Source organism: Streptomyces sp. NPDC048275 (genome assembly GCF_040652275.1).
Lineage (GTDB): Bacteria > Actinomycetota > Actinomycetes > Streptomycetales > Streptomycetaceae > Streptomyces.
Genome location: NZ_JBEZLR010000105.1, coordinates 1 through 25,496, shown reverse-complemented (window position 1 = coordinate 25,496; position 25,496 = coordinate 1). Strand labels below are relative to the sequence as shown.

Here is a 25,496-nt window from a genome sequence, read left to right as displayed (position 1 = left end):
GAAGTGGTCGCCGTGCGACCCGGCAGCCCACTCGCCGGCTCCATCACCGTCGACGGCTCCAAGAACGCGGCCCTGCCCCTGCTGGCCGCCGCCGCGGCCCTGCATCACCCGGTGCATCTGAGCAACGTCCCGTCGAACACGGACGTCGAGACCATGCTCGCCCTGCTCCAACAGGCCGGCTGGCACACGGCCCGTCCGGTCAGCGATCCGCACACCACCGTGATCCTTCCGAGCGACAAGCCCCAGCCAGGCCCCGATCCCGAGGTCGCCGCCCAAATCCGGGCCTCGTACTACCTCGTACCGGCCCTGCTCGGCGCGTACGGGCGAGCCAGGCTGCCCTGGCCGGGCGGCTGCCGGATCGGTGAACGCGGGATGGAGCAGCACTTCAAGGTCTACGAGCGCTTCGGTGACCGCACAACGATCGATGGCCGCGGCTACCTCGTGGAAGCAGCCACTGGTGGGACCGGAACCGTGTCCGTGGTGCTGCCCTTCCGCTCTCGTGGGGCGACCGTCGCTGCCCTCCTGCGCGCGGTCGTAGCCGGCCGGCCCCTGCGCCTTGGCCACCCCAATCTCTCGCCTGAAGTGATCAGCGTCGTAGAGGCGTTGCAGGTGGCGGGATGGGAGTGCCGGGTCAGTGAGTCGGTCCTTACGCTGTCACCACCCACTTCCGTCCCGACGGAGACCACCGTCTGGTCGGTGCCCGGCGACAAGGTCGAAGCCGGGACCCTGGCCTGTGCGGTCGCGGCGACCGGCGGGGACGCACGCATCTGTGGCGTACGCGGCGACGACGTCGCTCCCCTGGTCTCCGCCTTGGACTGGCTCGGAGTCCCCGCCGACGCCGAGGGCGATGCTCTCACCGTCCGGGCCCACGACGCCGAGCCGACCGGGCGATCGCTGCGCGCCATCGCCTCCCTCTCCCCCGACGGATTGGATGCCGACTTCGAACCATCGCTGATGGCCCTCGCCCTCGGACTGCCCGGCACTCACCTGTTCGCCGACACCATCAACCCCGGCCGTCACGGCAACCTGCTCCCCCAGCTCGCCCGCCTCGGCGCCGAGATCCACGAGCTCTCGCCCACCGAATGCCGCCTCACCGGACCGCAGCAGCTGACCGGCGCCGGCGTGGAGGCCACCGACATCCGCACGGGCTCGGCCCTGCTCATCGCCGGCCTCACAGCGAGCGGTGTCACCACCCTCGGCGGCCTCGAACAGCTCCGGCGCGGCCACGCCGACCTGCCCACCAAACTGCACGCCCTGGGCGCCGACATCTGCGAGGTCACTCCATGACCCGGCAGCTCCAGCGAATCACCGCCACGACCGACGTCCACTCCTCCTTCGCCCAGGCCACTCCGATGCTCGCCTACCTCCACGCGGCCAGGGCCGAGAGCCTGGTCGTGGACTGCGGCGACTTCTTCGAAGGCACCGGCTTCTACCGCTTCGGCCAGGGTCAGATCGAGAGCGAGGTCCTCACAAGCCTGTACGACCTGCTCGCCCCCGGAAACCACGGCTGGCCGCACTACTTCGAACCGCAGCTACACGAGATGACCGTGTGCGCGAACGCAGCCGACGGCAGCGGCAGGCCGCTCTTCGACCGCGTGCGCATCGAGCACATCGGTGGCCGGCGAGTTGCCGTCACCGCGGTAATCGGCCTGCAAGCCTTCAACGCGATCCCTGCCAACCAACGCACCGGCCACCACGTCACCGACCCGGCCCAGGCCCTGCGCGAGGTGATGCTGGAGCACCATCACCGTGCCGACGCCTGGATGGTGCTGTCCCACTCGGGCTTCGAGGAGGACCTGAAGCTGGCCGCCGCCTGCTCGTTCGCGGACGTCATCTTCGCCGGGCACTGCCACAGCAACACCTACGGCCCCGTGCCCGTCGGCGACACCCTCGTCGTCAAGGGCCACGAACTCGGCGTCGGGTACGCCACCGCCGAGCCGGTCGGGGCCGGCTGGGCGGCCCGCGTAGGCGCCTTCCCCGACACCTCCGTAATCCCCGAGGACCTCGCCGTACTGCAGGAGAAGATCGCGCTCCTCAACAGCACCCTGGGAAGTCGGCTCGGCATCGTGAACGAGCCATATCTCAATACCCTGTTGGACCGACGCCTCCTCTTGGACGAGATCGCCACCCGCCTGCACACCGGCCTCGGAGCGGACGCGGTCATCCTCAACGAGACCGCTCTACGCCCCGTACCGCTGGGCGATGTCCTCACTCTCGGCGACTTGCTCGCCATCGAGCCCTTCGGCAACCAGCTCGTCCACGCCTTCTTCCCCGACGATCAGTCCGAGGACCACGCCAAGCTGCTCGCTCATCTCGTCGAACACGTCGGCCCCTTGGCAGTCGCGCCCATGCCCCTTCCACCCACAGCGCGCATAGTGCTGACCACCGACTACATCGCCGACACCTATCTCGGCGGCCGCACTCATCAAGCCGGACTGCGTCTGGGCCAGGCGGTGCGCAGCGTCCTGGCGGCCCCGTTCACTGACTCTGCCGACGCTCTCCAAGGGGGCGCTCAATGATCCTCACCGGGCCCGAGATCAACACGGCCGTTGCCGATGGACGCCTTCGCATCACCCCGTTCGACCCGGAGCAGACGAACCCCAACAGCTACAACGTCCGCCTGGGCGCTACCCTGCTGACGTACGCCACCAAGGTCATCGACGCCCACCATGCCAACCCCACGCACACGATCCGAATCGACACGGACGGATACGTCCTCCAGCCCGGCGAGCTGTACCTCGGCCACACCGTCGAGGAGGTCGGCTCGGACCTCTTCATCCCACTGCTCTTCGGCCGCTCCTCGGTCGGACGGCTGGGGTTATTCGTCGAGATCACCGCCCCTATCGGTGACATCGGCTTCCACGGCCAGTGGACTTTGATGCTGTCCCCCATCCGCCCTCTGCGGGTGTACGCGGGCATGAAGATCGGGCAGATCATGTTCTTCGTCTCCACCGGGGACGTCGAGCTGTACCGAGGCAAGTACCAGGGCGCCGCCGGCCCTCAGCCTTCCTGCTACTGGCGGGATGCGGCACACGCCCAGGCGGTCGCCCCGTGATCCTCACCGGCCCCGCCATCGCCGCCGCCGTCAGCGCGGGCGAAATCACTATCGCGCCCTACGACCCGGCACGTCTGTCCCCCAACGCCTACGACTGGCGGCTGGGCGACACGATCCGCATCTGCGACGGCGACCTGGACGCCGCCGCCCCCACCACGTTCACCGAACTGGTCATCCCTGCCTCTGGATTGGTCCTGCAGCCCGGGATGCTCTACCTCGGCGTCACGTTGGAGAGGACCGGCTCGGAAACGTACGCACAGCTCCTCAACGGCAACCGCACCATCGGCGCCCTCGGCATCTGGGTCCACGTCTCCGCCCCACTCGGCCACCAGGGCCACGCGATCCGCTGGACCTTGGAAATCCGCGCCGCCAAACCCGCCCGTGTCTATCCGGGAATGACCTTCGGCAAGCTCGTCTTCCTCACCGCCCTCGGCACCCCGGCCAGCTACCAGCGACAGCGCGCCAAGTACGCCACCACGCACGGCATCGACATCTCCCGCCTGTACGAAGAGATCCCCCAAGGAGCGCTGTGAGCCCCCTCGTCCGCCCGGCCGCGGGGCCGCTGGCCGCCACCTTCCTCGACCTTCCAGCCGGAAGCCCCGGCGGCAGCGTCGAACTCTTCCTCGACCTGTACACCGGCGACAAGCCCCTCATCCCCGCACGGGCCTTCATGCTGGCCCCCACCCGCCCCAAAGCCCACCTTCCCGCCGGGCTCGACCTGCTGACGGTCGCCGGCAAGTGCTTGGAGGGCGCCGCCTTCGGCCACTACGTCGCGGCCCTGCGACGGGCGCTGGTGACCGCGATCGATCCAGCCCAGATCGGGGTACTGCACCTGCAGCACCTCACCTTCGGCGCCACGCCCGCCCTGCTCCGGGCTCTGCCCGCCCACCCCAGGATCGCCTTGGTCCACGGCACCGACCTGATCTTCGCCGAGGCCCACCGCGACCAGCTCCAAGTCCTGCGCGAGACTGCGAGGGCCGCCGACGTGATCGTGGTCCCCACCGGCGCGATGGCCGACCACCTTCTCAAGCTCGCCCCGCAGATCGACCGCCGCAAGCTCGTCTGCGTTCCGTGGGGCATCCCCGACCATCTGCTCACCGATCCGCCGGCGCGGCCCGCCCGCACCTCCACCAGCCACCTACGACTGCTCTACGCAGGCAGGCTGACCGCCGAGAAGGGCGCAGAGCGCCTGATCACGGGCCTGGCGCCCATTCCAGGAGTCGAGCTGAGCATCGCCGCCCCCAGAGCCCAGTTCCACGCCTTGGCCCCGCTCCTCCAACGGACCGGAGTGCGGGCCTGGTACCTCGGCTGGCTCCGCCGTCCACAGTTGTGGAAAGCCTTCGCCGAGCACGACGTCCTGGTCATGCCGTCCACCACCCTGGAAGCCATGGGCCTGGTCGCGCTGGAGGCCCAAGCATGCGGCCTGCCTGTCCTGTACCAACCCGTGCCCGGCCTCAACGAAGTCCTCGCCGCGTCCGGAGTGGCCACCGACTTCACCCATTCCGCCGCACTCGCCCGCGACCTCGACCGCCTACGGACCGCCCCCGGCCTGCTGCCCGCCCTGCGACAGACGGGCTACGCGAACGCCGCCCGCTACCCCCTCACCACCACCGCCCAGGCCCTGGCCGACCTCGGCCGCCAGCTCACCTGAGAAAGCCGCCGACCAGCCCCCGCATCCGACGTCCGACACGCCATTCCCCCACCGGCCCTGCCCTCGTCACTACGCTGATCCGGCGGATTGCCCACGGCGAACAGGGAGACCATGACGTACAGCACCGACCGCATTGAAGCCCTCCTGAACGAAGGCGTCCGCGACAAGATCTACCCCGGCGCCGTATGGGCAGTCGGTGACGCCACCGGCACCCGCGCCCACGGCGCCACCGGGGTCCTAGACCCCAACGAGCCGAACCTGCCGATGCAGCCCGCCACGGTCTTCGACGCCGCCAGCCTCACCAAGATCCTCGCTGTGTGGGCCTCGATCGGAGCCCTGTGGGAGGAAGGCAAGCTCGACCTCGACTCCCCGCTCAACACGTTCTGGTCCGAAGTCGACGCCCACCCTCTCGGGGCCGTGACCGCCCGCCACCTGCTGACCCACACTGCCGGCGTACCGCTCCGCGCCCAGCTCAAGAACCTCTACGGCACCGACCCCCAGGACATCCGCGACGGCGTCCTTCACGAGGCCCTGCACCGCCCGCCCGGCGAGGCTGTCGAGTACACCGACCGAGCCGCCCTCATCCTCGGATACCTCGCGGAACACCTTTCGGGTCAGCGCCTCGATCAACTTTCCACGCAGCGGAGCTGGCAGCCGCTGGGCATGGACTCCACCCGATTCGGTCCGCTGTCCGCCGAGATCGCCGCACAGTGCGCACCGACCGAACTCGACCAGGAGACCGACACCCACCTCAAGGGCGTCGCCCACGACTTCTCCGCCCGGCTCCTGGGCGGGGTGTGCGGCATCGCCGGCGCCTTCACCGTCCTCGATGACCTTGCCGTCTTCCTGCGCTACATGCTGGACACCTCAACCAGCCTGGGGCGAGCCGGATTCGGCCCCGAGTGGACCAGGCAGTCACTGACCGTACAGACCGGCACCTTGGAACCAGTGCGCGGGCTATTTTGGCACCCCGCCCCTGGCACGCACCCCGATGAGGACATCTGGGTCCACTACGGTTTCACCGGCACCGGCATGTGGATCTCACCCCACCAGGGGCGCTGGGCGGTACTCCTGACCAACAAGCTCTACTACACCCGTGACCGCCAGCCCCTGACCGAAATCCGTAACGCCTTCCGTGGCCTGGCCTTCCCCTGATCCCAGCGGGGATCGGTGCTCGGCACCGTACCTGCCTATTTGCCTTGGAACATCACCGGCAGCAACGTCGTCAATACCGCCAGACCAGCGCTGACTGTGCTGCGGTACAACCACGCACCCACCATGACAACAGCGCCCATAGCAAGCGGCATGGGCAAGTGCCACACCCGGATACCGAAGGCCACTGCCACCATCACACCAACCATCATCGCTAGGTTGAATGCCTCACGCCGACGCGCGGGTTCGACCAGCTCCGCACCGTCAAGAAGAGCTCCCACGAGCCCTTGGGCATAACGGTCACTGATCTTGAGTGAAAGTGCGGCAAGCTTTCGAGCGGCTTCCTTCCTGTCGAGGTCGAACCCCGCGTGAGCAGCTCGCAGGGCGGCAACAACCCCGCTCGCGTGAGCCCGCAGCCCGGGACGGCGCCATGACAGCGCCGGCACCGTGCCGCGCATCGACCGCGCGCCTCTGACCCGCATTACTGCGAACCGCAAAGACACACCATGCAGATCCGCGCGCATGTGCGGGGCGCGGGCAGTCTCAGCGCACTCGCCGATGAGGTCGGCCCAGCGCTGGACCCGTTCGAAGGTCATGCTGCGGAGTTCGAACGCGTCTGCTGCCCACACAGCCAGACGTCGTGCAGCCAGAAAGCTGGCTCCGACCAGCAGCACACCGTGCCCGAACGACACCCAACCTTCCCGGCTGGACAGAGACGCTTCGGGTGGGTCCCCGTATACCGCCTCTTGAACCCAAGCCGGCGTGTACGTCAGGACCAGGACCCGCAGTGCTCGGCCCACAAACGCCACCACGAAGTAGCCTATGGGGATCAGAACCGCCCACGTTTGCCAACGGGTCTCGTGGTGGGCACGCAGTGCGACCCGAACTGGTCCTGGAACCGGACCGATGCCCAAGTACTCGGCGTCCTCGCACAACTTACGTATCGCTGCGTTCGCCTTCTCTCGTTGTCGCAAGGCGAGTTGGGAACGAATGCGTCGGAACATGAGTTGAGGATGCCACCGCAAGGTGGGCCACGAAGCGGCAATGATCACGATCGTCACCCGGCCAGAGCCGGCACCTGACCCGGGACCGGTGGCACACCGGGTTCGTCGACGCGCTGGGCCACGGCGGGCTCCTCGGCCAGGTCGAGGGCCGCACCGTCGCCGACGTCCCGGCATGGGTGCCCACCACGCCGCTGACCTGGCGCAACAACCTCCGCCATGTCGCCATCGGCATGTCGGCCACCTACCGCGCCGCGATCCGCACCGGCCTGCCCGACGCCACCGTCGTGGTCGACCACTTCCACGTCGTCCAGCTCGCCAACAAGATGCTCTACATGGTCCGGCGTCGCACCACCGCCGAAACCCGCGGACGGCGCGGACGCGCCAGCGACCCGGAATGGAAGGCGAGACGGCGTCTGCTGCGCAACCGCGAGGACCTCACCGATGAGCAGTTCGCGAAGATGTAGAACCCGCTGCTGGCCAAGGGGAAGATCGGCCGCATCCTGCTGACGGCGTGGATCGCCAAGGAGTCCCTGCGCAACCTCCTCGCTCTGGCCCGCACTGGCGCCGACCGCCACCGCATCGGTCACGCGCAGTGGAAGTTTCTGACCCGGTGCGCGGACACCAATATCCCCGAAGTCCGCCAGCTCGCCGTCACCGTCGACCGTCTGCGAAGCGGATTCAGAACGCCCACACCTCTTGGTCCTCGAGGTGACTCGGTACCTCGTAGCCACGCGCAGCCGGATGGAATTGCAGAATTTGCCGCAACGTTACCACTGCTCGGTAGGCATTACGCATGAGCTTAATCTGCTCCTTGAACAGCGTAATGTCGTACTCGTCGGGCCTGATCGAGTGGGCATTCGGGTTCCGCTTCTTGCGGACATCCTTCAGCGTCTTGATGGCGTGCTCGATGAGTTCAGTATCCGAGGTCCTGAACTTCAGCTTGATCCACTCATCAAGAATTCGGATGGTTCCGCGTTGCGTGACGACAATGCGGCCCTTCTTGTCTGGCAGTTCATCCTCGTAAGGAACCTCGTTCTGGAAGAAGTCCCGGTTGATGTTGTCTGAGAGCATCTTATCGAGGACGCCAGCAAAGTTAGCCAGCTCGCGACCCGTTGGACGGATGAGGTAGCCGAAGTCATTCGGTCGGTTCTCGATATAGGTGTTCCGGAAGAGTGCTGGCCGCCCGATGTGCTGACAGAGAGCGTTGACCTGCTCCATCTCCTCCAGGAATGCCCTGAAGAGCGAAAGCTTCTCGTGCCACTCTCCCAGGATGCTCGACCGCCAGTAATCCGGGTGCGGAACAAACTTGTCCCTGTCGTCTTCCTGCTTGGCCTTCCAAATCTGCTGATGTTCGGGCGAAAGCGATGACAAGTACCGGCGAAACACGACGACGCCCCATCCGTGGTCCTTCGATAGTGCTAGGCCGAACGACTGGAGTAGCACCTGATCCCGCTCCGCCATCGTCGACTGACCAAAGTGGTCGTCGTGGATACTGATCATGCCGCTGATGTCGAAGTTGTAGTAGTAGCGAGGATCGTTACGGTACGACTCCAGGATTGAGAGATCGAAGAAGTGGTGCCCAAGGGTGGGATGTCCGAGTGCGAGTTCAAGGCTGTACGGCCGGCTTCGGTATGCCTCTCGGTCCACAACTTTTTCAAGATGTCCTACCGTGGGGTAGAGACACGCTCCAGCCAAATCATTGGTTGCCAGCTTTTCAAGCTGCTGCTCTCGCGGTTCCGGCTCGAACGCCAAGATATGCGGATTGGGATGCCGGTCACCGTAGTTGACGTAAAGAGCACCTGCCTCGATCAGCGGGCGCAGGAGCGCTCGTAGACCGTCCGTGTCCATGTCGAGGGCATGTACGGGCAGACCATTGAAATCGAGTGACTTCATGTAGAAGTCGGTGGCCAGATTCAGAAGATGTTCTGAGGCCGCCTTCTCGCCGGACGATGACTTCCGAAGAATTTTCGAGAAGGCAGATATTGCCGATCTGAAGATCACGGGCACCTCAAGCGTTGGCGCGCAGGCAGAGCCGTCCAAGAGATGACGGCCCGCGGAAATTCTACTGCGCCAGAGGCGGCACGATGCCAGCGTATTTTCAGGAGGCTGAGGTTGGAGCGCCGCCACTGTCTGCGTCTCCCGGTGCCTCCAGCCCCGCCGGATCCACACCGAGCGCCTCGGCCAACTTCAGGATGCTGTGCAGGCTCACGTTGCGCTGACCGCGCTCGACTTTCCCAATGAACGTCCAGTGCAAGTTGCCGTGAACGGCAAGGCACAGAACATCCGCCGCAGTGTCCGCAAGGAGGGCCAGGTCTTCACCGTGAGCCTCGGGGCGACGTGAAGACCGGGGAGTCGGTCATCGTGTCGTCTACCTGCCGTGTGCTCGTCCAACAGCACGGACACGGCCTGCACCTCGACCTCGCCCAGCCGGCCAAGGACTTCAGGGCTGAGCTTTGGTACGGCGATTGCGGTATCCGCTACATGAACGTCTTGGGCTACCTCTCTGGTCCTCGTCAGCCGCGGTACACGCAGCTCGCCGCATCGGATTCGTCACCGAACGTCGAAGTTGCCTACGAGTGGTGGACGTTCCCCAAGGGTGGCGTGGCGCTCTCTTGGGTGTTGGAGCGGGAGATGCGCACGGTCACCAGTCGACAGAAGTGATCACAATCAGTCAGAAGGAAGGGTGGTCTACTCCTTTTGTCTGCCCCAAGCCTGACGGAGCGTGAGGGACTGTCAGTCCGTGGGGCTACTGTGTGCTTGGCGACCGAAGTTCCAGACGTGCAGCGGTCGTTGAGTGCTGCACGTTGTTCTCTGAGACCCTGAAGGGGTTCATGTGGCCTACCGCAACAAGACCTACGTCGCTTTCGCCAGCGAGGACATCCGCTCCTACTACCTGATGAAGGCGTGGCGCGAGAACGAGCACATCGAGTTCGATTTCTTCGACGCGCACGACATCAATACGGCGTTGGACACAAGCCAGCCGGAAACGATCCGTCGTCGCCTTGGCGAGCGGCTCTCAAACACTAAGCAGACCGTCGTGCTCTTGAGTGGTACCACCAAGCCGAAGGCCGGCAGGTCGTCGAGCTTCCTGTACTACGAGATCGAGGCGATCAAGCGGCGTAACCTGCCGGTGGTCTTTGTTAATCTCGATCAGGCACGGACTGTTCAGTCCGCTAAGATCCCGACCACTCTGGCAGATCACTACTCGATGAACGTGTCCTTCCAGCCCGCAATTATTAAGTACGCCCTGGATGACTACGTGGAGAGCTTCAACAAAAACCTGGTTGCTGCTAGCCCCCTTACGGGGCCTTACCAGTACAAGGCGCACGTCTACACCGACCTTGGATTGTAAGCAGTGCGACACAGTTTCAGATTGCTGTTTGGCACCCAACGCGGACTTTCGCTTCTCGCTCGAAACGCGTTGGGTGCCTTCGGTTTGGCCTCCGGCCTCCTGCAAGTGGCGCTGGCCCTGTGGGCAAGCATCAAGCTTACGAGCCACGATCGGTGGGTGCTGCTGCTTTCGTTGCTGGGATTCTCGCTTGTGTTCGGTCTTATCCGCGCGTGGCCGCGGCGTGAGGCAAGCCGAGAGTTTGGCAGCCCAGACATCACGGTGCGGGTTATGGTCGGAGACCTCTTTGAGCAGCAAACGCATCTCGTGATTGGTTTTAATGATCTCTTTGACACCGACACGACGAACAATGTGGTGATCAACCAGACGAGCGTCCAAGGTCAGTTCCAGGATCGAATCTACGGAAACGATCTGGTGCGACTCGATGCCGAGCTGGCGGCCACGCTCGCATCGGAGGTTGTCACCGAGACCGAAGACGTCTCGGTCAAGCCTGTCGGGAAGCGTGATCGCTATCCGATCGGTACCGTTGCCGTACTCGGTGATCCTGCTCGGCATTTTTTCTGCGTTGCTTATTCCAAAATGGAGAACAACCTCATTGCTAACTCGAACGTAGACTTCTTGTGGCAGAGCCTTGGAGCCGTGTGGGAAGCCGCCTACGTCCGAGGTCAGCGAAAAGAGATTTCGATCCCGATTGTTGGATCCGAGCTGGCGCGCGTCGCTTGCCTCAATCGAGAGAGTCTGCTCAAGATGATTCTGCTATCTTTTGTGGCTCGCTCACGACAAAGCGTCATTTGCAAGCAACTCACTATTGTTATCCACCCCAAGGACTACTACCACATCAACATGCTAGAGGTGGCGGCTTTCTTGAGGACTTTGTAGCCGCTCTAGCATTGAAATATTGGCTACGTGCGTCGGGTCAGTCCTTACGGCGTGGTAGCGGCTCGCCGTGCGCATTCCGTTGACGGATGTGGCGGGGTCACCCCGCCAGCACAATGGCGTGTGGCGACGGTGCGAGCCGTGCCCGGTAGCGGCGGATCCCCCAGCTGCGGTGCTCCAGCTCTGCCGCCACCAGCACCTCGGCCGTGTTCAGTCGGTCGGGCACGAGTTCCACCAGCGCGGCCACCGGGTGGTCGCCGACCAACGGGAAGCTCTTGACTCGGCGAAACTCCCACTGCGGGTTCGGCTGGGACGCGCCGTGGCCGCGGACGATCCACTCGTCCCTCTCCGACCCCGCGCCGGGTGGCTTCTCCACGCCCACGTCCAGCACACCTGCCTTGACCGTGAAGTTCATGCCCATGCCGGAGCCGACGACCGGGCGGGTGCGCTCGCCGGGGTCGATCAGCCGCGCGACGGGCCGTGCCTGGCCGTCCGGCGTGGACAGTGCCACCCCCAGGGAGGCGTGGCGGAACGCGCCTTTGCCGGTCGGTGTCTCCGGACGGAACGAGCACACCATCAGCAGCTGCCGGAACTCGCGTTCGGACGTTGCCTTGACGTAGGACACCCACTCTGCGGGCACGCCCTCGTGGTCGGCAGGCAGCACGTCCCAGCCGAACGTGAGCCTGCCGCGCAGCGGCTCGTCGTCGGCTGGGCTGCCGAGCGTGCGCTCCGGCACGAGCTCGACATCGTGCAACCGGACCTCGGTCATGCAACGGCTCCCTTGCTCCGACCATGCAGGTAGGTGAACGCTCCCCAGTCACGGTAGTGGGGATGCCGAGCACGGGTGGCGAGTTGGGCCTGGCGGAAGGCGGGCTCCGGGTCCGTGCCGTGCGCGATCCGTTGGTGCATGTGGTGGTAGAAGTACGTGGCCGGCTCCGGGCGTACGGGCCACAGACACCCGACGACAGCCTGCGCGCCAGCGGTGATCAGTGCCGACGGGATGCCACGGACGTTGTCCGCGCGGTCGAACCGGCCCAGCGCGGACTCGCACGCGGCGAGCGTGACCAGGCGGACACCGCGCAGGTCGGCCTCCAGGAAGTCGTAAGCGAAGACCCGGCCGTCGTCGTCACGGTCCGGGGTGAGGTAGAGGCAGTGCAGCCACGGCGCGTCCTGGTCCAGCGTCCCGTGTACGGCGATGTGGACCACGTCCGCCGTGGAGAGCTCCGCGAGCAGCCTGTCGCGCGTGGCCGCAGGCCCGGTGACGGCTTCCGTTCGGACCGCGCCGGCAACCTTCCGCGCGTGCTCCTCCAGCGCAGGTTCGGCGGGCAGCCCGTAGGGCACGCCGCCGTCGGTGGAGGCCAGCACCGCAGTGCGGCGCGGCCGTACGGGGCCTGCGGCGGGTGTCAGGGCTTCGAGGCCGGCGATGGTGGTGACCGTCCAGTCGTCGGCGATCATCCGGTCCCCGGTGCGGCACAGCGGTAGCGGCAGGTAGTGCAGCGCGCCGTGCGGCCAGGCCAGGATCCGGTCCTTGCCCTGGGCCCGCCAGTTGTCCCACAGTTCGTCGGCGCCGAGTGGTATGTCGCCCGGCTGCCGCAGCAGTCGGCTGCCTTCCGGCGTCACGTCGCCGAACAGCGGGTCGCGTTCGACCTCGATCCGGATCGCCTCGACCCGGTCCGCCACCGGATGCCGGTCGTTGTTCTCGTCCGCGCCGTCGCCCAAGTGCACGACGAGCGCCCGGCGCTGCCTGGTGACCGCGAGAAGCACGGCCGCGCCGCTCACAGCGGCGGGCAGGAACCAAGTGAGCAGTACGGTCCGGTCGTCCAGCAACTCGTGCGTCTTCGCCCAGAGGCGCTGGTCATCGATGAGCGGTGCCGAGCGGCGGCTCAGCTCGTCGTCGATGAGCGACGAGATGTGCCATCGCAGGTTTCGTGCGATCTGCTGGGTGTCGTGGCCGCCGGGACGGCCGTCGGAGTCCAGTGCGTTCAGCAGGTGCGGCGACGCGCCGGACGCACCGTGGGAGGCGCCAGGTTCCTCCAGGTCGCGCAGCTTGCCGAGAAAGTGCTGGATGTGCGCGGGCAGCGCGAGCGGACCGTCGATCCGCCACCATGCGCCCAGCTCCGGTCCCTTGCCCGCCTGGTGCAGACCGAGCATCAGCCCCACCGGCAGCGCCTCGGCTTCCGCGGTGAGCTGCCAGACCGCCGAGTGCACCAGGTCGCGCAGTATCCCGCCGAGTTCGGGCGCGCGGCTCGTGTCGAAGTTCGGCACGTTCACGGTGATCGCGGACAGCGCTGCCTTGAGTTCTTCGCCGTGGAGGTTGCCCATCCGCTGCACGAACGGCACCAGGCTCGCCCGCGCCAGTTCCTCGAAGCCGAGCGAGGCGTAGCCGAGTGCCGCGTACGCGTAGTAACCCCAAGGGAACGGGACAGGGCCGGAGACCGGCTCGCCCGCCTGGGCCGACTGGTGGTACAGGTCGGCCGTCAACAGCCTGGCCTCTGCGCTCCGTACGTCGCCCGCCTGCCGCAGGAGGGTGAGCCCCAGCGCCGGCTGCCGCAGGTCGCGGGCGTGTGCGGCCGTATGCAGCAGCGCCGCCGACCGCTGCGTCGGGGTCCAGGACTGCGCGGATTGCGGGAGGGACGCCGCGAGCGGCTGGCCGGGACCCGGGCAGTCGGTGGGGTCGTCGGGCAGCACGTGGAGCCGTGCCTCAGTCAACTGTCTGCGGTGTGCGGGGTCCCAGCGGACGCCGAGCTGCTCTGCCCAGTCCAGCACGGTGCGCAGCAGCGGCCGGTCGGCGCGTTCCCGGGCCAGGTTGACGCCCTGGCTGATCACCTTCGCGGTTACGTTGCTGCCATGGGCGGCGACGAAATCGGCCAAGGGCGACCCGAACACCGCCCTGGGCAACCCGTCGGCCAGGGCCGGGGGAATCCCGTCCATCACCCTGAGCAGGAACAGGGCGACATCCAGATCGTCGGCGGTCGACGAGTCGAGCCACGCCGACAGCGCGGCGTCGGCGGTATCCCGGTGGACTCCCTCCTCGTTCGCAAGGATCTGCGCCAACGACGCCAGGAGCCGGGTCTTTCGCGTCCCACCCTCCAGTTCCAGAGCGCGCATCACCAGGTGTCCCGCCTCCGCCACCAGACGGTGGGACTCGACCTGGAAGGGCTCCTCGCCGGTGAACCACGTGCGGTACAGGTCCGCTTCCAGCCGAGCGGACCAGATGGTACGTATCCCGCGGGCGTAGTGGTCGGCGGCGAAGTCCTCCACTCCTCGGGTGGCCATCCGCAACCGGGCGGCGGCCAGCAACGCCGCTTCCAGTTCGGCGGGATCGCTCAGCTCGTCGATCAGCCGTGACACCACCGCGTCGGCTTCCTCGAACACTGCGCGATCGCACCGGTCCGCCACCAGGTGGACGGCCGACTCGACAGTACGGAGCGCCGCGTCCCGCCAGGCGGCCTCCGCCCCACAGGCGTCGGCGACCTCGGCGACCAGCCTCCAGTAGGCGTACATGAGCTCGACCAGACCGCGGTGGTCGTGGAACTCGTCCCGGAACAGTAGTTCCACCATCGCCTCGGCTGGCAGCGCTTGGTCCGCGTGTTCCGCCAAGGCTTGTCGCGTCTGCTCCAGTTCGCGCGCCTGTTCCTTCGCCTGGGACAGCGAAAGGATCCGATCGCACACGTAATGTGCAAGCTCCATCAGCGTGCCGAGAGGGTCGATGAAGAACCTGACCGTCGGCACGCCATCCTCCTCATCACGCGATTCGTAGGCCGGTTCCCCGAAGCGCACGGGGCCGGCACACACCATCCCCTGCCGCGTTTCGAAGTCGAGCGCGCCGATCGGATCGTCCATAGCAGGCAGCACGTGGGAGACGACCAGCATGACCGAACCCGAGGCGATCGCCCTCTCCCGCCAGCCCGGCGGCTCTTCCAGCCGGAGGTCATGCACAAAGTACGCGCCGTCTGGGCTGAAGACGGACAGCACGCCTCCGTCATCCTGCGTGACACACCACCTGTGATCGACAGGGTGCCCGAAGGGCAGTTCGTTCAGCGAGAGGAGCGCCGGGAGGCCCCACCAGCTGTTCGCGCGGGTGAACAGGCTGCCTCCGGCCCCGTCACCGGCGGTGAACGGGCTGATGCCGGCCAGTCCTACCGCCAGTCCAGCATGCCGGACACCGTCCACCTCCACCATGAACGCCCAACCAGTGATGTCCCGCGACAGCCTCACGCCGTTCCCCCCGCGCCAACCGGTCATCAACCGATTCAACAATGCCACGACCCCGGTCAGACCCGTTCGTTCCCCGGACCCAGGATGAAATCTTGAGTGCGGCAGCATGCTTGCCAATGCCCGAGCACTCGGCCGCGTACTTAATCGCCGATACCGGCAGACATCTGTCGTGGTCCGCCTGGAGGGCCACCTCGTAGGCATCCGAGCAGTACCGGCATCCGCCGTCTCTCACAACGCGAGCACTCCGCGCTTCGAGTATCAAGCCGGACGTCCGGTTTGCACCGTAACCGGTCATCATTCGTCGTGGACTCAACCCTCCGTTCGCATACGCGCAGCACCTCGGATGTAAGCCGGTGCCGGCATCGTCCCCAGCCTCTCCGCAGTGCCTCTCACCTGCTTAGAGGCACCTGACGGAACGCTGTGAAGCGCCCCCATTCAGCCCCTTCGCACGTACGCGAACAACCGATTCAACGACGTACGCGACGCCGAATCCGTGAAACAAATCCGGTCATCCTGCCGGGGGCTCATTGTTGTGCTCTCAACCGACCCTCATCCTGGAACGTTCGTCAGCGGCCGAGAGGAGAACGGTGAACGATCCGCGACGCCATGCGAGTGACCCCGATGTCATCGGGCAAACAGCAGGGCTGGTCAACTTCCTACGCGACATAGTCCACAGCAGCCACCAGCGACAGCGTGACGACCGCAGCCGTGAACGTCTGTGGCTGGCCAGGCTGCCGGAGCCCGTCCGCAGGCCGGCACCGCGCCCTGACGGCGTGCTGCTGACACTCGACCACGTGCCGCAGAGTGCGCCGCCCGACCTGCCTGACTCTCTCGACGGCTGGGTTGAGCCGACGAGTCGCCTGGACCCCGACGGGGGCGATCCGCCTCTTGCGGAGGAAGGGCCGGGAGGCGAACTGGTGCGCGTAGCGGACGACAGGGAACCGCCGACGGAGAAAGACACCCTGCGCCGTGAAGAGGCCGGTGACGTGCTGCGAGCCTACGGAACGTGGCTGGATCGCTGGCGCCGGTGGGCGGCGCGGGAGCGCGCGGAACGACCGCTCCGCGAACTCTACGACCGGCTGTACGCGTGGCACCAGAAGCTGGCCCGGGAAGACGACCAGACAGAACTCGTCTTGGGCATAGGGCTTTTGACATGGGCCACCTCGGACGGTGACGTAGTGCACCGCCATTTGTTCACCCATCGGGTAGAGACATCAGTGGATCGCCGCACGGCGCGGCTTATGGTGCAATTGTCGCCGGAGAGCGCCCTGCGTCTCGAAGACCAGGACTTCCTGGACAGTGATGATGGGTGGGTACGCGAGCGCGGGGCCGCTCTCTCGGAGGAGATCACGGCTCGCGGGATGGACCCGCTGGGGCCCGAGACGCTGGAGCAGCTCGCGCAGTGGCAGGAGCGGGCGACCACTCGGCCCATGGGCTTCAGCGCAGCGTGGGAGCCACCCCGCGCACCGGAACTGGGGGCGCGTCTCACCTACGCGCCGGCTTTGGTTCTGCGCCCGCGCAACCTCAACTCGCTGCTGCGGTTCTACGACCAGATCGCCGAAACAGTGGCCTCGGAGAGCCGGGCACCGCTCGGCCTGGCTCAGATGGCCATGACGATCGAAAGCGCCGACCGCTCCGCCTGGGACGGGGCCCAGAGGGCGCCGCTCTTCGGTGACGATCCCCTTTTCCCGGGCAAGACGAATGCTCAGCAGCGCAGCGTGCTGGGGCGCCTGGAGCACGACACCGGTGTGGTGGTCCAAGGGCCGCCGGGGACGGGCAAGACCCACACAATCGCCAACCTTGTCTCGGCACTGCTCGCACAGGGCCAGCGGGTACTCGTCACCAGCGCCCGCGACCAGCCGCTTACCGTGTTGCGGGACAAACTTCCCCAACCTGTAAGGGACTTGTGCGTCCTGCTGCTCAGCTCCACTCGCCACGACGGCGCGAGCGAGGGTGAACTGGAGCGCACCATCAACGCGCTCACCGACCAGGTGGCCGCCAGCGACCCCGCCGAACTACGTGCTGAGATCCGCCGCCTCACCGGCGAGCGGGACGAGGCACGGGGACGGATCGAGACGCTCACGGAGCAAGTGATCTCGCTCCGGGAGACCGAGTACCGGCATCGGAGCGTGGCACCGGGATACGCAGGAACACTCGCCGAGATCGTGGAACGGGTCCAAGCCTGTGCCGAAGAGTTCGGATGGATCGGCCGCCTGCCCGACACCGCCGAGGACGTCCCGCCGCTGGCCTCCGAGCAGGCCCACGAACTGCTCATCCTGCTGCGTGACGGCGCGGGTGAACCGCGGGCTGGCGGCGTGCTCCCCGTGCCTGGCGATCTTCCTTCGCCCCGACAAGTCGCGGACATATTCGCAGCCAGCCGCCTCAGTGATGAGGGGTTGACCGCAGAGTCCGTCGAGATCCGGAACGTACTCGCCCATCTCGACGTGTCCGTGACCACCGAACTGGCTTCGCTGCTCGATGCCTGCGAGACAGCCCTTCATCACCTCGGAATGCCCGCCGACGCCACACGCTGGGATCCCGGTTCCTGGATCACCCGGGCGCTGACGGACCGGCTCTGCCGGTCCGACCTCGGACTATGGCAGCGGGTGGCAGCCGTCACCGACGACATCCGCGAGGTCGCGGGGGACGTGGATGCACTGGGTCTGCGCCTGGTGACCATGCCCGAGGACCTGACCGCCCAGAAGGCAGGCCAGCTGACAACCGCCGGTGTCGCTCTCCGGGATCACCTGGCCACAGGCAAGACCCTGCGGTCCCGGTTCCCGGGCAAAGTGCAGAAGAACGCCCAGGAGTTGCTGGACTGCTGCACTGTCGACGGCCGTACACCGCAAACGACTGAGGATCTGGACGCCGTGCTGGCACACCTCCGGGCGCACTCCGCGCTCGCCGGCGCGGCCACGCGCTGGCAGCAGGTGAACGCCGCCATTCCGCCGGGGGACGTGGAGGTGCGGCTCGCCGAACTGACCGCACGCGCCGAACGCCTTGAGTACATACAGGCATTCGGCTCGGTACGGGACCGCGTCGACGCGCTTCTCGTGCGTCACGGGATACGGCTGACGATCGCCTCCTGCCAGGCGTGGCAGGACTTCAACGCCGCTGTCGCCGCTCTCCGTGACCGACGGGCCGCCGACGAGGCCGTTGCGCAGCTGGCCGCGTGGGACGAACTCCTTCGTATCCCCGCCAGCGGCACGCAGCTCGCCACGGAGTCGATGGCTCTGGTCCAGGCTCTCCGCGACCAGGACGTGGAGGCTTATGCCGAGGCCCTGGAGGCATTGGAGGCCGCACACCGGCGGGAGCACCGTACGCGTCGATGCGCCGAACTTCTTGGCGCCCTGCGCGTCGGCCACTCCCTGCTCGCGGGCCGCCTCCTCGACAACGCGGACGACCCCGACTGGGAGGAGCGGCTGGGCTCCCTGGAGCGGGCATGGGCGTGGGCGAAAGCGTCGCAGTTCCTGGACAGGCAGCGCACACCCGGTCTGGAGCGCAAGCTCGAAGGTGATCTGAGTGAGCACGAAGACCGGTTGGAGCAGGTAACCGGTGAACTCGCCGCGGCATGGGGTCGGTTGCACTGCCTGGAGCGGATGACTCAGCAACAGCGCTCGGCGCTCCAGGCGTACCGGACCCACATGGCGTCCCTCGGCAAGGGCAAGGGGAAGAACACGGGCCTCTTCAGAGCCGCGGCACGCGATGCGATGTCCGTGGCCCAGGACGCGGTGCCCGCGTGGGTCATGCCCATCCCCCAGGTCGCCGAAATGGTGCAGGCGAGGCGGGATGCCTTCGACGTCGTCATCGTGGACGAGGCCAGTCAGGCGGGCATGGATGCTCTGTTCCTCCTGTGGCTGGCTCCCCGCGTGATCGTCGTCGGTGACGACAAACAGTGCGCGCCTGCCCTCACCCGCAACGGCCGCCATCAAGCTATCCAGGACAAGCTGGCCGCCCATCTACCGGATATGCCCAGCCGACTGCGCCAGCTCTACACGCCGCACACCAATCTGTACCAGCTGCTGTCCACCTTCTTCCCGCAGGTGATCCGCCTCGAAGAGCACTTCCGCTGTGTGCCGGAGATCATCAACTGGTCTTCCAGCACGTTCTACAACAACAAACTCCTACCCCTGCGCCAGTACGGCGCCGATCGGCTGGACCCGCTGCGTACCCACTTCGTCGAGGGCGCCGTGGTCGCGGGCCGCGAAAGCCGTGTCCACAACCCCAAGGAGGCCGAGGCGATCGTCGACTGCCTGGCCCGTCTGGCCGAGGACCCCTCCTACCAGGACAAGACCATGGGCGTGATCGTGCTCCAGGGCTTCGGGCAGATCAAACTCTTGGAGTCCCTCATCGAACGGCTGCCGGCCCCCGTGCGCGAGCGACACCGGATCCGTGTCGGCAACGCGGCCTCGTTCCAGGGCGACGAGCGTCACGTGATCCTGCTGTCCATGGTCGTGACGAACCCGCCGCGCGCAGCGGGCGGGAACAAGAGCGAGCAGCAGGCGTACAACGTCGCCGCCAGCAGGGCCCAGGATCAGATGTGGCTCTTCTACTCGGTCCCACCGGACCGTCTCAAGCCGCACGACCTACGGCTCAACCTCTTGACGTACATGGAAAACCCACCCGCCGCGTTGGAAGCCGCCGACGACATCGGACCGGTGCTGCCGGACGTCCGCAGGGCTCCCTTCGACTCGCTCTTCGAACAGCAGGTGTATCTGAAGATCAAGGAGCGGGGCTACCACGTGATCCCGCAGTTCCCGGCCGGCAGCAAGCGCATCGACTTGGTGGTCGTGGGGGCACGCGGCCGTCTCGCCGTGGAGTGCGATGGTGACGCCTTCCACCACGCCACGCGAGAGCAGATCGAGAACGATCAGCGGCGGGACCGCGAACTGAAGCGCGTGGGCTGGGAGTTCTGGCGAGTACGGGAGAGCGAGTTCCGCTTCGATCCCGGCGCAGCGCTCGACGGCCTCTGGGAGGAACTCGACCGGCAGGAGATCCGCCCCGCCAGCTACGCACGCTCCGCTGCAGCCGCCCAGGCAGCCAGCTCCCAGCCCGAGTGGAAGCCGCTCGACCTCTCCTCGGACGACGGGCTCACCGACGGCGAGGACACCGGGGACGAACAGATCGACGACCGAATCGACGACGACACCGCAGAGGACGACGCAGCATGACGCAGGAAGCCGTTCTGGGCCCACTCGACGGCAACACCTTGAAGGAGCTGGCCCGGGTCATCTGCGGTGACGACCACCTCTATTACCGCAGAGGCTTCGAGATCGCCCAGTTCCTGGAGAACGCCGGGTGGCTCGATGTGCCCGAGTACGACGGCGAGTACCGAGGCGAGTGGACTCTCCAGCTCCTCACTGCTCGTCGTGATAACCCCACGGAGCTGGAGAAGATACTGGTCAGACTCGCGGACGCACGCGAGTACCTCGCCGAACCCGGTGTCCTCGCGACCGTCGTCAACGCGGTCAACACCTTCCTCGTCCACGAAGGTTTCCGTCTGGAGAATCCGGGCGGCCGACCCAGGATCGTTGTCTGCGACCCGGCTCTGGCGCACCCGGGCCAGCAGGCACCGGTCGAGCTCAAGGCGACAATGGCCGAGATCATCCGTGAACCACGGATGGCCAAGCTGCTCCAGCGCCGACTGGACGAAGCACGCACCTGCTTCGCCAACGGCGCTCACGTCGCAGCCATCATCATGCTGGGCAGCCTCCTCGAAGGCGTCCTGCTCACGGTGATCGAGGAACGCGACGCCTCCCTGCTGAGCAACAAAGACCCCAATTTCATCGGCCTCAAGGCCCTCATTGACATCTGCCACCAGGCGGGCTGGATCGACATCGACATGGAGCGCTTCAGCCAGGCCGTTTGTAAGTACCGGAATTTCGTCCACCCACGGCGTGAGTTCCGCGAGGCGCACACTCCCGACCGCGACACGCTCACCGTGTCCTGGTACGTCGTGAACGGCGCCCTCAACGACCTCGCGGCCAGCCAGCCTGAAGCCGACGCATAGGCCACCACGCAAGAAATCTGCGGCGTGGTTGCCGGGCCGCAAGTGCTCAATCCAGGCATATCGGATCACGAGGGGGAGCAGATTGAAGATCACGGCAGAAGTGTTGAGGGACCTTGCGGAGCCATCCAACGTCGCGGTCCACTCGAACACGGAACTGGCCGGGGACGTGAGCATCGCGGCGGCGGACGACGACAAGCAAAGAGAGGAGAAGGAGCTCGATCGGCTGCGCCGCAAGCCCGGGTTGAACTCCATACCCGCAAAGGATCTTGGCCGACTCGCGCAACTCACACCCTGGGGTGTGCTGCACTCTTTTGGACGAGCGATCACCTTGGCACGACGCGGAGCGGGACGTGGCCTCGCCGAGCACTGGGGCTGCCTGAAGTACAACCAGGCTCTCACCGGGAACTCGGACTCTTTCATGGCGCTCTCCACCGAGGGCAAGGAGACCGCGGAGTACTACAAGGCACTTCAGTCGGGAGAACTCGGCACCGGTTTCGCGCTGGCGCTCGCTACACGGCTTCTGAGCAGGCGGTACCCGAACCACTTCGTCTCGATAGTGCCAGCTGACACAGCTCTGCGCGCAGGGTGGGCCCTGACCAGCAGAGACACAGGTCCGAAGTCGGGCTACCGATACCGACCGCAGTTCTTCGCCGAGGTATGGAAACCCGGCGAGCCCTCTCGCGTCTTCCCGATCGCGTGCAAAGGCAACCACAGCGGGCTCTCCGCCTCTCATACTCAGCTTGCCTCGGCTTCCGCCCACGCCGAGGCTGTGCACATCGGAGCCTGGGACGAGACACCGTGTCTGGTGTTCAGCACAGAACTCCCACTCGACGGCCCGCTGACGGTCCACACCCTGGAGGCCGGCGGAGAAGGAGGTTGGCTGGACGCCCCCGAGCGCGTTCTTGATCACGCGTTGGAGGACGAGAACGTGTATCCCGGCATCCAGCCACCCGCGCAAAGCGACAAGCCTGCGGAGCCCGAACCCGGCTATCACGTGAGTCCCGAACTGTACGGGTGGTTTAAACACGTGCTTGCCCGCACAGCTGCAGCCGGTCTTACCGCCTTCGCCGGAGACACAAATGCGACTATCCCGTACCTGACGAAACGACAAGGGCAACGACACTTCGCAGGCTTTACGCACGCGGCCACGGACAGCGTCCAGGACGCACGGCACCGGTTCTTCGGCATCGACTTCGTCGGCACCGACCACGTCTTCCGGCTCAACCGCAAGCGAGTCGAGGCATTCTCCGGAGTCGCGGAGGATCTCTTCCGCCGCCTTGAGGAAGGACGGGTGGAACAGTACCGCCGGGAAATCTACGCGCGCCGGTCCACTTGGCCACACGATGCCTGGGCCCCACGCTGGAACGGTCCCATCTCCATTCACCCTGACGGTTCTGTACTGGCAATGCGCCTACTGCGCGACTAGTCCACGTTGCACGCAGGCGTCGCTCGCTCTTCCATGAGCGCGGCTCGTGGGTCTGATTCGCTCCGTGGAACAGGCTCACGAGCACCGACACGGGGCCAATTCCTTGGCGCCCTCCAGGCTATGTCGCAGCCCGCAGAAGGCAATTAGGTGGAACAAAGCGAACAGGCGGTCCTCGGGCGGGAGGCACCTTCCTCCGGCTCTGTTCGATGTGGATGTCCTGGGACGGCGCAGCTCCGAGGTGCAGGGCGTGATGGGTTGTCAGCCTCCTCTGCCTCGGCCCCGCCGACTGCGCAAGCCAACGTGAGAACCCGTTGGCTCCGCCGCGAGCAGCCCCTGGCATCGTGTGACCCATGGGTGAACTGGTTGAGCGCGTCGACGAGCAGGACCAGGTGCTGGGAGTAGTTGACCGAGCTGAAGCGATTCGTCAGGGCTGGCTGCATCGCATCGCCACGATCGTGTGTCGCGATAAAGACGGACGGTTCCTTGTTCATCGCCGCCCGGACGATTCGTCCCGCTTTCCTGGTCAGTACAACTGGATGCTTGGCGGTGCCGCTGATGTCGGCGAATCGTACGAGGAGGCGGCAGCCCGGGAATTGTCGGAGGAACTAGGCGTTCATGCTGCCCCGCGCTTCTTGCTCAAATTTCTGTGCGCGGGGGCAATCAGTCCCTACTGGCTCGGGCTGCACGAGGTCGTCATCACGGCACCCGTCCGGCCTGGTGTCCAGGAAGTCGCCTGGCACGACTGGCTCACCGAGCCAGAGCTCGAGTCTCTCGTACGGCAGCAGAAGTTCGTCTCAGACGCCCGCGAGGCGTTCGATCGATACCGCGACCTGAGCCGGGCAGACGGTCCCCTGACTTAAGTCTGTTATCGGCTCACCACACTTGGTTCATGGGGATCAGCACCGTCGGTGTTCGTGAACTCACGGACCCCCGCCTCAGGTTGCGGTCTGTTCGAATATTTGTGCCTCCCGAAGTGTGAAACATCTGCTGTCTGCTCTGGTGGACGAAGCCACCCATCGCGTCCGCAGACCTGCACCACGCTGTTCGGCAGTGCACCCGCCACGGTTCGCCGGCGGCCCCCGGTCTCCCGGCGATTCTCATCGCTGGCGCCCCGGCGCGAGTAATGTGCCCTTGTTGCCGGAGCAATACGGGGAGGGGCAGCAGTGGCACGGGTGGAGCATCAGCATTTTGTCGCTGTCGTAGAGCAGTTGACTGCCCGTTGGCTCCGGGGGAATGAGCGGGAGCTGCCGCTCGAGAGACGTGCCGGGCTCATCGGGGAGCGGGCCCTAGACGCATACGAGAGCACGGGGCGGGAGGGCACGCTCCCCGACGCCGTCGCAGCGCTCGGTGCGGCTAGTGCCCTCGGCTCCGACCTTCCGGCCCTGCGGAGGCGGCTCGATCGTCTCCCCGACGTGCCCGCCCCATATGCCGTGCCCCGAAGCGCCGAGCTTCAGGGACGAGTCGAACACGATGGGGACCGGTTGGACGAGCTGCGTGACCTGCTTCGCGTGCACACTGACAGGGACCGAACCGCCTATCGAGTTCCTCGGCCTGCGCCGGCAGCCGCGCGCGGTTACGAGAGCGAGATCCCTAGTTTCTCTCTGCTGGTCCTCACTTGCCAGATCCGCGACGCGCTGAACGCGTCCTCGGATGAGGTCGACGACACCCCCACCGCCGAGCACATCCAGCTCCCCGCCCTCGACCGCACCCGACTCCTCCGGTCAGTCAGCGCCCGCGACACCGACGCACTGGACCAGGCAGTCGACAGGCTACAGACGGCCGTCGATTCCAGCACCGATGAGCCGCTCCCTTGGGAATGGAGCTTCACCCTCGGCGATCTGGCTCAGTCCCTGATGCTGCGCTACGAGGCTGTTGGGCAGCCTTCGGACCTCGAGCGCGCGGTCGACAACGCCCAGGCGGCCATCCGGCTCGCTCAAGGAGCCGGTGAGCACGACGCATCCCTGGTGTGGACGGGCGTACTCGGGGCCGCGCTACGGATGCGCTACGAAGCTGAAGGTGACGTCGGAGATCTGAAAGCCGCGGCCGATTCTCTATGGGAGACCACGAACCCAACATCACTGCGCGTCGAACAAAGCGTGTGGACAAGCTGGTTGTGTGCGGTCGGAGCTCTGCAGCGGTATCACTACGCGCTCTCAGATGAGAATTACTACCTGGACAGGGCTTACGAGACCCATCTCAGCCTCGCGCGTGCACGGGCATCGCGCGATGTGCACGGCGTCCAGGGCGTTTCCATCTCGCCGGCGGTGTACGCGAGTCTCGGCTACAGCTGCCTCGCCATGTACGAACGCTCGGTCGAGCCGGACCTCCTAGACAGAGCGGCGGCCGCCCTCGATGATGCCCTCTCCCTGGCCGGTTCCGGTGACCTCGACCCGGCCGAATGGGCGGAGTGGACGGGGGCGTTCGTCACGGCCCTTCGGCTCAGCTTCGAGCGACAGGGCAGCCTCACCCATTTGGAACGGCTGATCACCGTCCTCACCAGCGCCTTGGAATCCTCCGCCCTACCGGAGTTGAGCCCGGCCCATACGGCCTGGCTCGGCACGCTAGGTGAGGCGTTGCTGTGGCGCTTTGAATTGAGCAATGCCGCAGACGACTTGCGCGCAGCTCGCGCTTACCTCGGCCGTGCTCGGTCTTTCGCTGCTCTAGTACTCCAGCTGTAGATCGTGATCTTGCTGGCCCCGTGCCAGATCTCGGGCCGAACTGATCCCCGTCTCGATTGGTCCGGTCCGATGCGCTT

The 25,496-nt window shown here is 66.2% G+C and carries 20 protein-coding genes; 15 read left to right on the top strand and 5 right to left on the bottom strand.

What is annotated here, in order from left to right; genetic code table 11:
- The first annotated feature begins 3 nt into the window (after positions 1-3).
- From AB0D57_RS39250 to AB0D57_RS39225, 6 genes are all read left to right on the top strand, one after another.
- Positions 4-1,287 carry a UDP-N-acetylglucosamine 1-carboxyvinyltransferase gene (locus AB0D57_RS39250; protein WP_362085013.1) on the top strand — a complete coding sequence of 428 codons (1,284 nt, stop codon included), beginning with the start codon at positions 4-6 and terminating at the stop codon, positions 1,285-1,287.
- Positions 1,284-2,519 (top strand): bifunctional metallophosphatase/5'-nucleotidase, encoded by a 1,236-nt coding sequence (locus AB0D57_RS39245; protein ID WP_362084980.1) that lies wholly within the window; start codon positions 1,284-1,286, stop codon positions 2,517-2,519. The genes AB0D57_RS39250 and AB0D57_RS39245 overlap by 4 nt, the downstream gene beginning before the upstream one ends.
- The gene (dcd, locus tag AB0D57_RS39240) at positions 2,516-3,055 is read left to right on the top strand and encodes a dCTP deaminase (protein ID WP_362084977.1); all 540 of its coding nucleotides are present in this window, start codon (positions 2,516-2,518) and stop codon (positions 3,053-3,055) included. Before AB0D57_RS39245 ends, dcd begins: the two co-directional genes overlap by 4 nt.
- A complete protein-coding gene (locus tag AB0D57_RS39235; protein ID WP_362084974.1) occupies positions 3,052-3,588 on the top strand; it encodes a deoxycytidine triphosphate deaminase in 537 nt (178 codons plus the stop codon). Before dcd ends, AB0D57_RS39235 begins: the two co-directional genes overlap by 4 nt.
- Entirely contained in the window at positions 3,585-4,706 is a 1,122-nt protein-coding gene (locus AB0D57_RS39230) for a glycosyltransferase family 4 protein (RefSeq protein ID WP_362084971.1), read from the top strand. The genes AB0D57_RS39235 and AB0D57_RS39230 overlap by 4 nt, the downstream gene beginning before the upstream one ends.
- A gap of 111 nt (positions 4,707-4,817) precedes the next feature.
- A complete protein-coding gene (locus AB0D57_RS39225) occupies positions 4,818-5,861 on the top strand; it encodes a serine hydrolase domain-containing protein (RefSeq protein ID WP_362084968.1) in 1,044 nt (347 codons plus the stop codon).
- Positions 5,862-5,896: 35 nt separating this feature from the next.
- Here AB0D57_RS39225 and AB0D57_RS39220 read toward each other — a convergent pair whose 3' ends face one another.
- On the bottom strand, positions 5,897-6,550 hold the full coding sequence (locus tag AB0D57_RS39220) for a hypothetical protein (protein WP_362084964.1): 654 nt from the start codon (positions 6,548-6,550) through the stop codon (positions 5,897-5,899).
- Positions 6,551-6,936: 386 nt separating this feature from the next.
- Here AB0D57_RS39220 and AB0D57_RS39215 point away from each other — a divergent pair, with 386 nt between their 5' ends.
- Positions 6,937-7,326: a transposase gene (locus AB0D57_RS39215; RefSeq protein ID WP_362085010.1), complete on the top strand. Its 390-nt coding sequence runs from the start codon at positions 6,937-6,939 to the stop codon at positions 7,324-7,326.
- A gap of 214 nt (positions 7,327-7,540) precedes the next feature.
- Here the strand turns inward: AB0D57_RS39215 and AB0D57_RS39210 are convergent, their stop codons facing one another.
- Both AB0D57_RS39210 and AB0D57_RS39205 read right to left on the bottom strand, forming a co-directional pair.
- Positions 7,541-8,863 carry a hypothetical protein gene (locus AB0D57_RS39210; RefSeq protein WP_362084961.1) on the bottom strand — a complete coding sequence of 441 codons (1,323 nt, stop codon included), beginning with the start codon at positions 8,861-8,863 and terminating at the stop codon, positions 7,541-7,543.
- A 97-nt stretch (positions 8,864-8,960) separates the two neighbouring features.
- Complete coding sequence (locus tag AB0D57_RS39205; RefSeq protein WP_362084957.1) at positions 8,961-9,116, bottom strand: helix-turn-helix transcriptional regulator; 156 nt, start codon at positions 9,114-9,116, stop codon at positions 8,961-8,963.
- Between the two features lie 83 nt (positions 9,117-9,199).
- On the opposite strand from AB0D57_RS39205, the gene AB0D57_RS39200 reads away from it, so the two are divergent.
- The 3 genes from AB0D57_RS39200 to AB0D57_RS39190 all read left to right on the top strand — a co-directional run bounded on the left by AB0D57_RS39200 (position 9,200) and on the right by AB0D57_RS39190 (position 11,090).
- Positions 9,200-9,523: a hypothetical protein gene (locus AB0D57_RS39200; RefSeq protein ID WP_362084954.1), complete on the top strand. Its 324-nt coding sequence runs from the start codon at positions 9,200-9,202 to the stop codon at positions 9,521-9,523.
- Positions 9,524-9,695: 172 nt separating this feature from the next.
- Positions 9,696-10,214, top strand: coding sequence for a TIR domain-containing protein (locus AB0D57_RS39195; protein ID WP_362084951.1), 519 nt, complete (start codon positions 9,696-9,698; stop codon positions 10,212-10,214).
- 21 nt (positions 10,215-10,235) lie between these two features.
- Positions 10,236-11,090: a macro domain-containing protein gene (locus AB0D57_RS39190; RefSeq protein ID WP_362084948.1), complete on the top strand. Its 855-nt coding sequence runs from the start codon at positions 10,236-10,238 to the stop codon at positions 11,088-11,090.
- Between the two features lie 97 nt (positions 11,091-11,187).
- On the opposite strand, the gene AB0D57_RS39185 is transcribed toward AB0D57_RS39190, so the two are convergent.
- The gene (locus tag AB0D57_RS39185; protein WP_168509176.1) at positions 11,188-11,856 is read right to left on the bottom strand and encodes a hypothetical protein; all 669 of its coding nucleotides are present in this window, start codon (positions 11,854-11,856) and stop codon (positions 11,188-11,190) included.
- On the bottom strand, positions 11,853-15,305 hold the full coding sequence (locus AB0D57_RS39180) for a CHAT domain-containing protein (RefSeq protein ID WP_362084944.1): 3,453 nt from the start codon (positions 15,303-15,305) through the stop codon (positions 11,853-11,855). The genes AB0D57_RS39185 and AB0D57_RS39180 overlap by 4 nt, the downstream gene beginning before the upstream one ends.
- A gap of 587 nt (positions 15,306-15,892) precedes the next feature.
- Between AB0D57_RS39180 and AB0D57_RS39175 the strand changes: the two genes are divergently transcribed.
- From AB0D57_RS39175 to AB0D57_RS39155, 5 genes are all read left to right on the top strand, one after another.
- The gene (locus AB0D57_RS39175) at positions 15,893-20,476 is read left to right on the top strand and encodes an AAA domain-containing protein (protein WP_362084941.1); all 4,584 of its coding nucleotides are present in this window, start codon (positions 15,893-15,895) and stop codon (positions 20,474-20,476) included.
- Complete coding sequence (locus AB0D57_RS39170; RefSeq protein WP_362084938.1) at positions 20,473-21,315, top strand: hypothetical protein; 843 nt, start codon at positions 20,473-20,475, stop codon at positions 21,313-21,315. Before AB0D57_RS39175 ends, AB0D57_RS39170 begins: the two co-directional genes overlap by 4 nt.
- An 82-nt stretch (positions 21,316-21,397) precedes the next feature.
- The gene (locus tag AB0D57_RS39165) at positions 21,398-22,741 is read left to right on the top strand and encodes a hypothetical protein (RefSeq protein WP_362084935.1); all 1,344 of its coding nucleotides are present in this window, start codon (positions 21,398-21,400) and stop codon (positions 22,739-22,741) included.
- A 350-nt stretch (positions 22,742-23,091) separates the two neighbouring features.
- A complete protein-coding gene (locus tag AB0D57_RS39160) occupies positions 23,092-23,601 on the top strand; it encodes an NUDIX domain-containing protein (RefSeq protein ID WP_362084932.1) in 510 nt (169 codons plus the stop codon).
- A 621-nt stretch (positions 23,602-24,222) separates the two neighbouring features.
- Positions 24,223-25,419, top strand: a complete 1,197-nt coding sequence (locus tag AB0D57_RS39155) for a hypothetical protein (RefSeq protein ID WP_362084929.1) — start codon at positions 24,223-24,225, stop codon at positions 25,417-25,419.
- Positions 25,420-25,496: the final 77 nt, after the last annotated feature.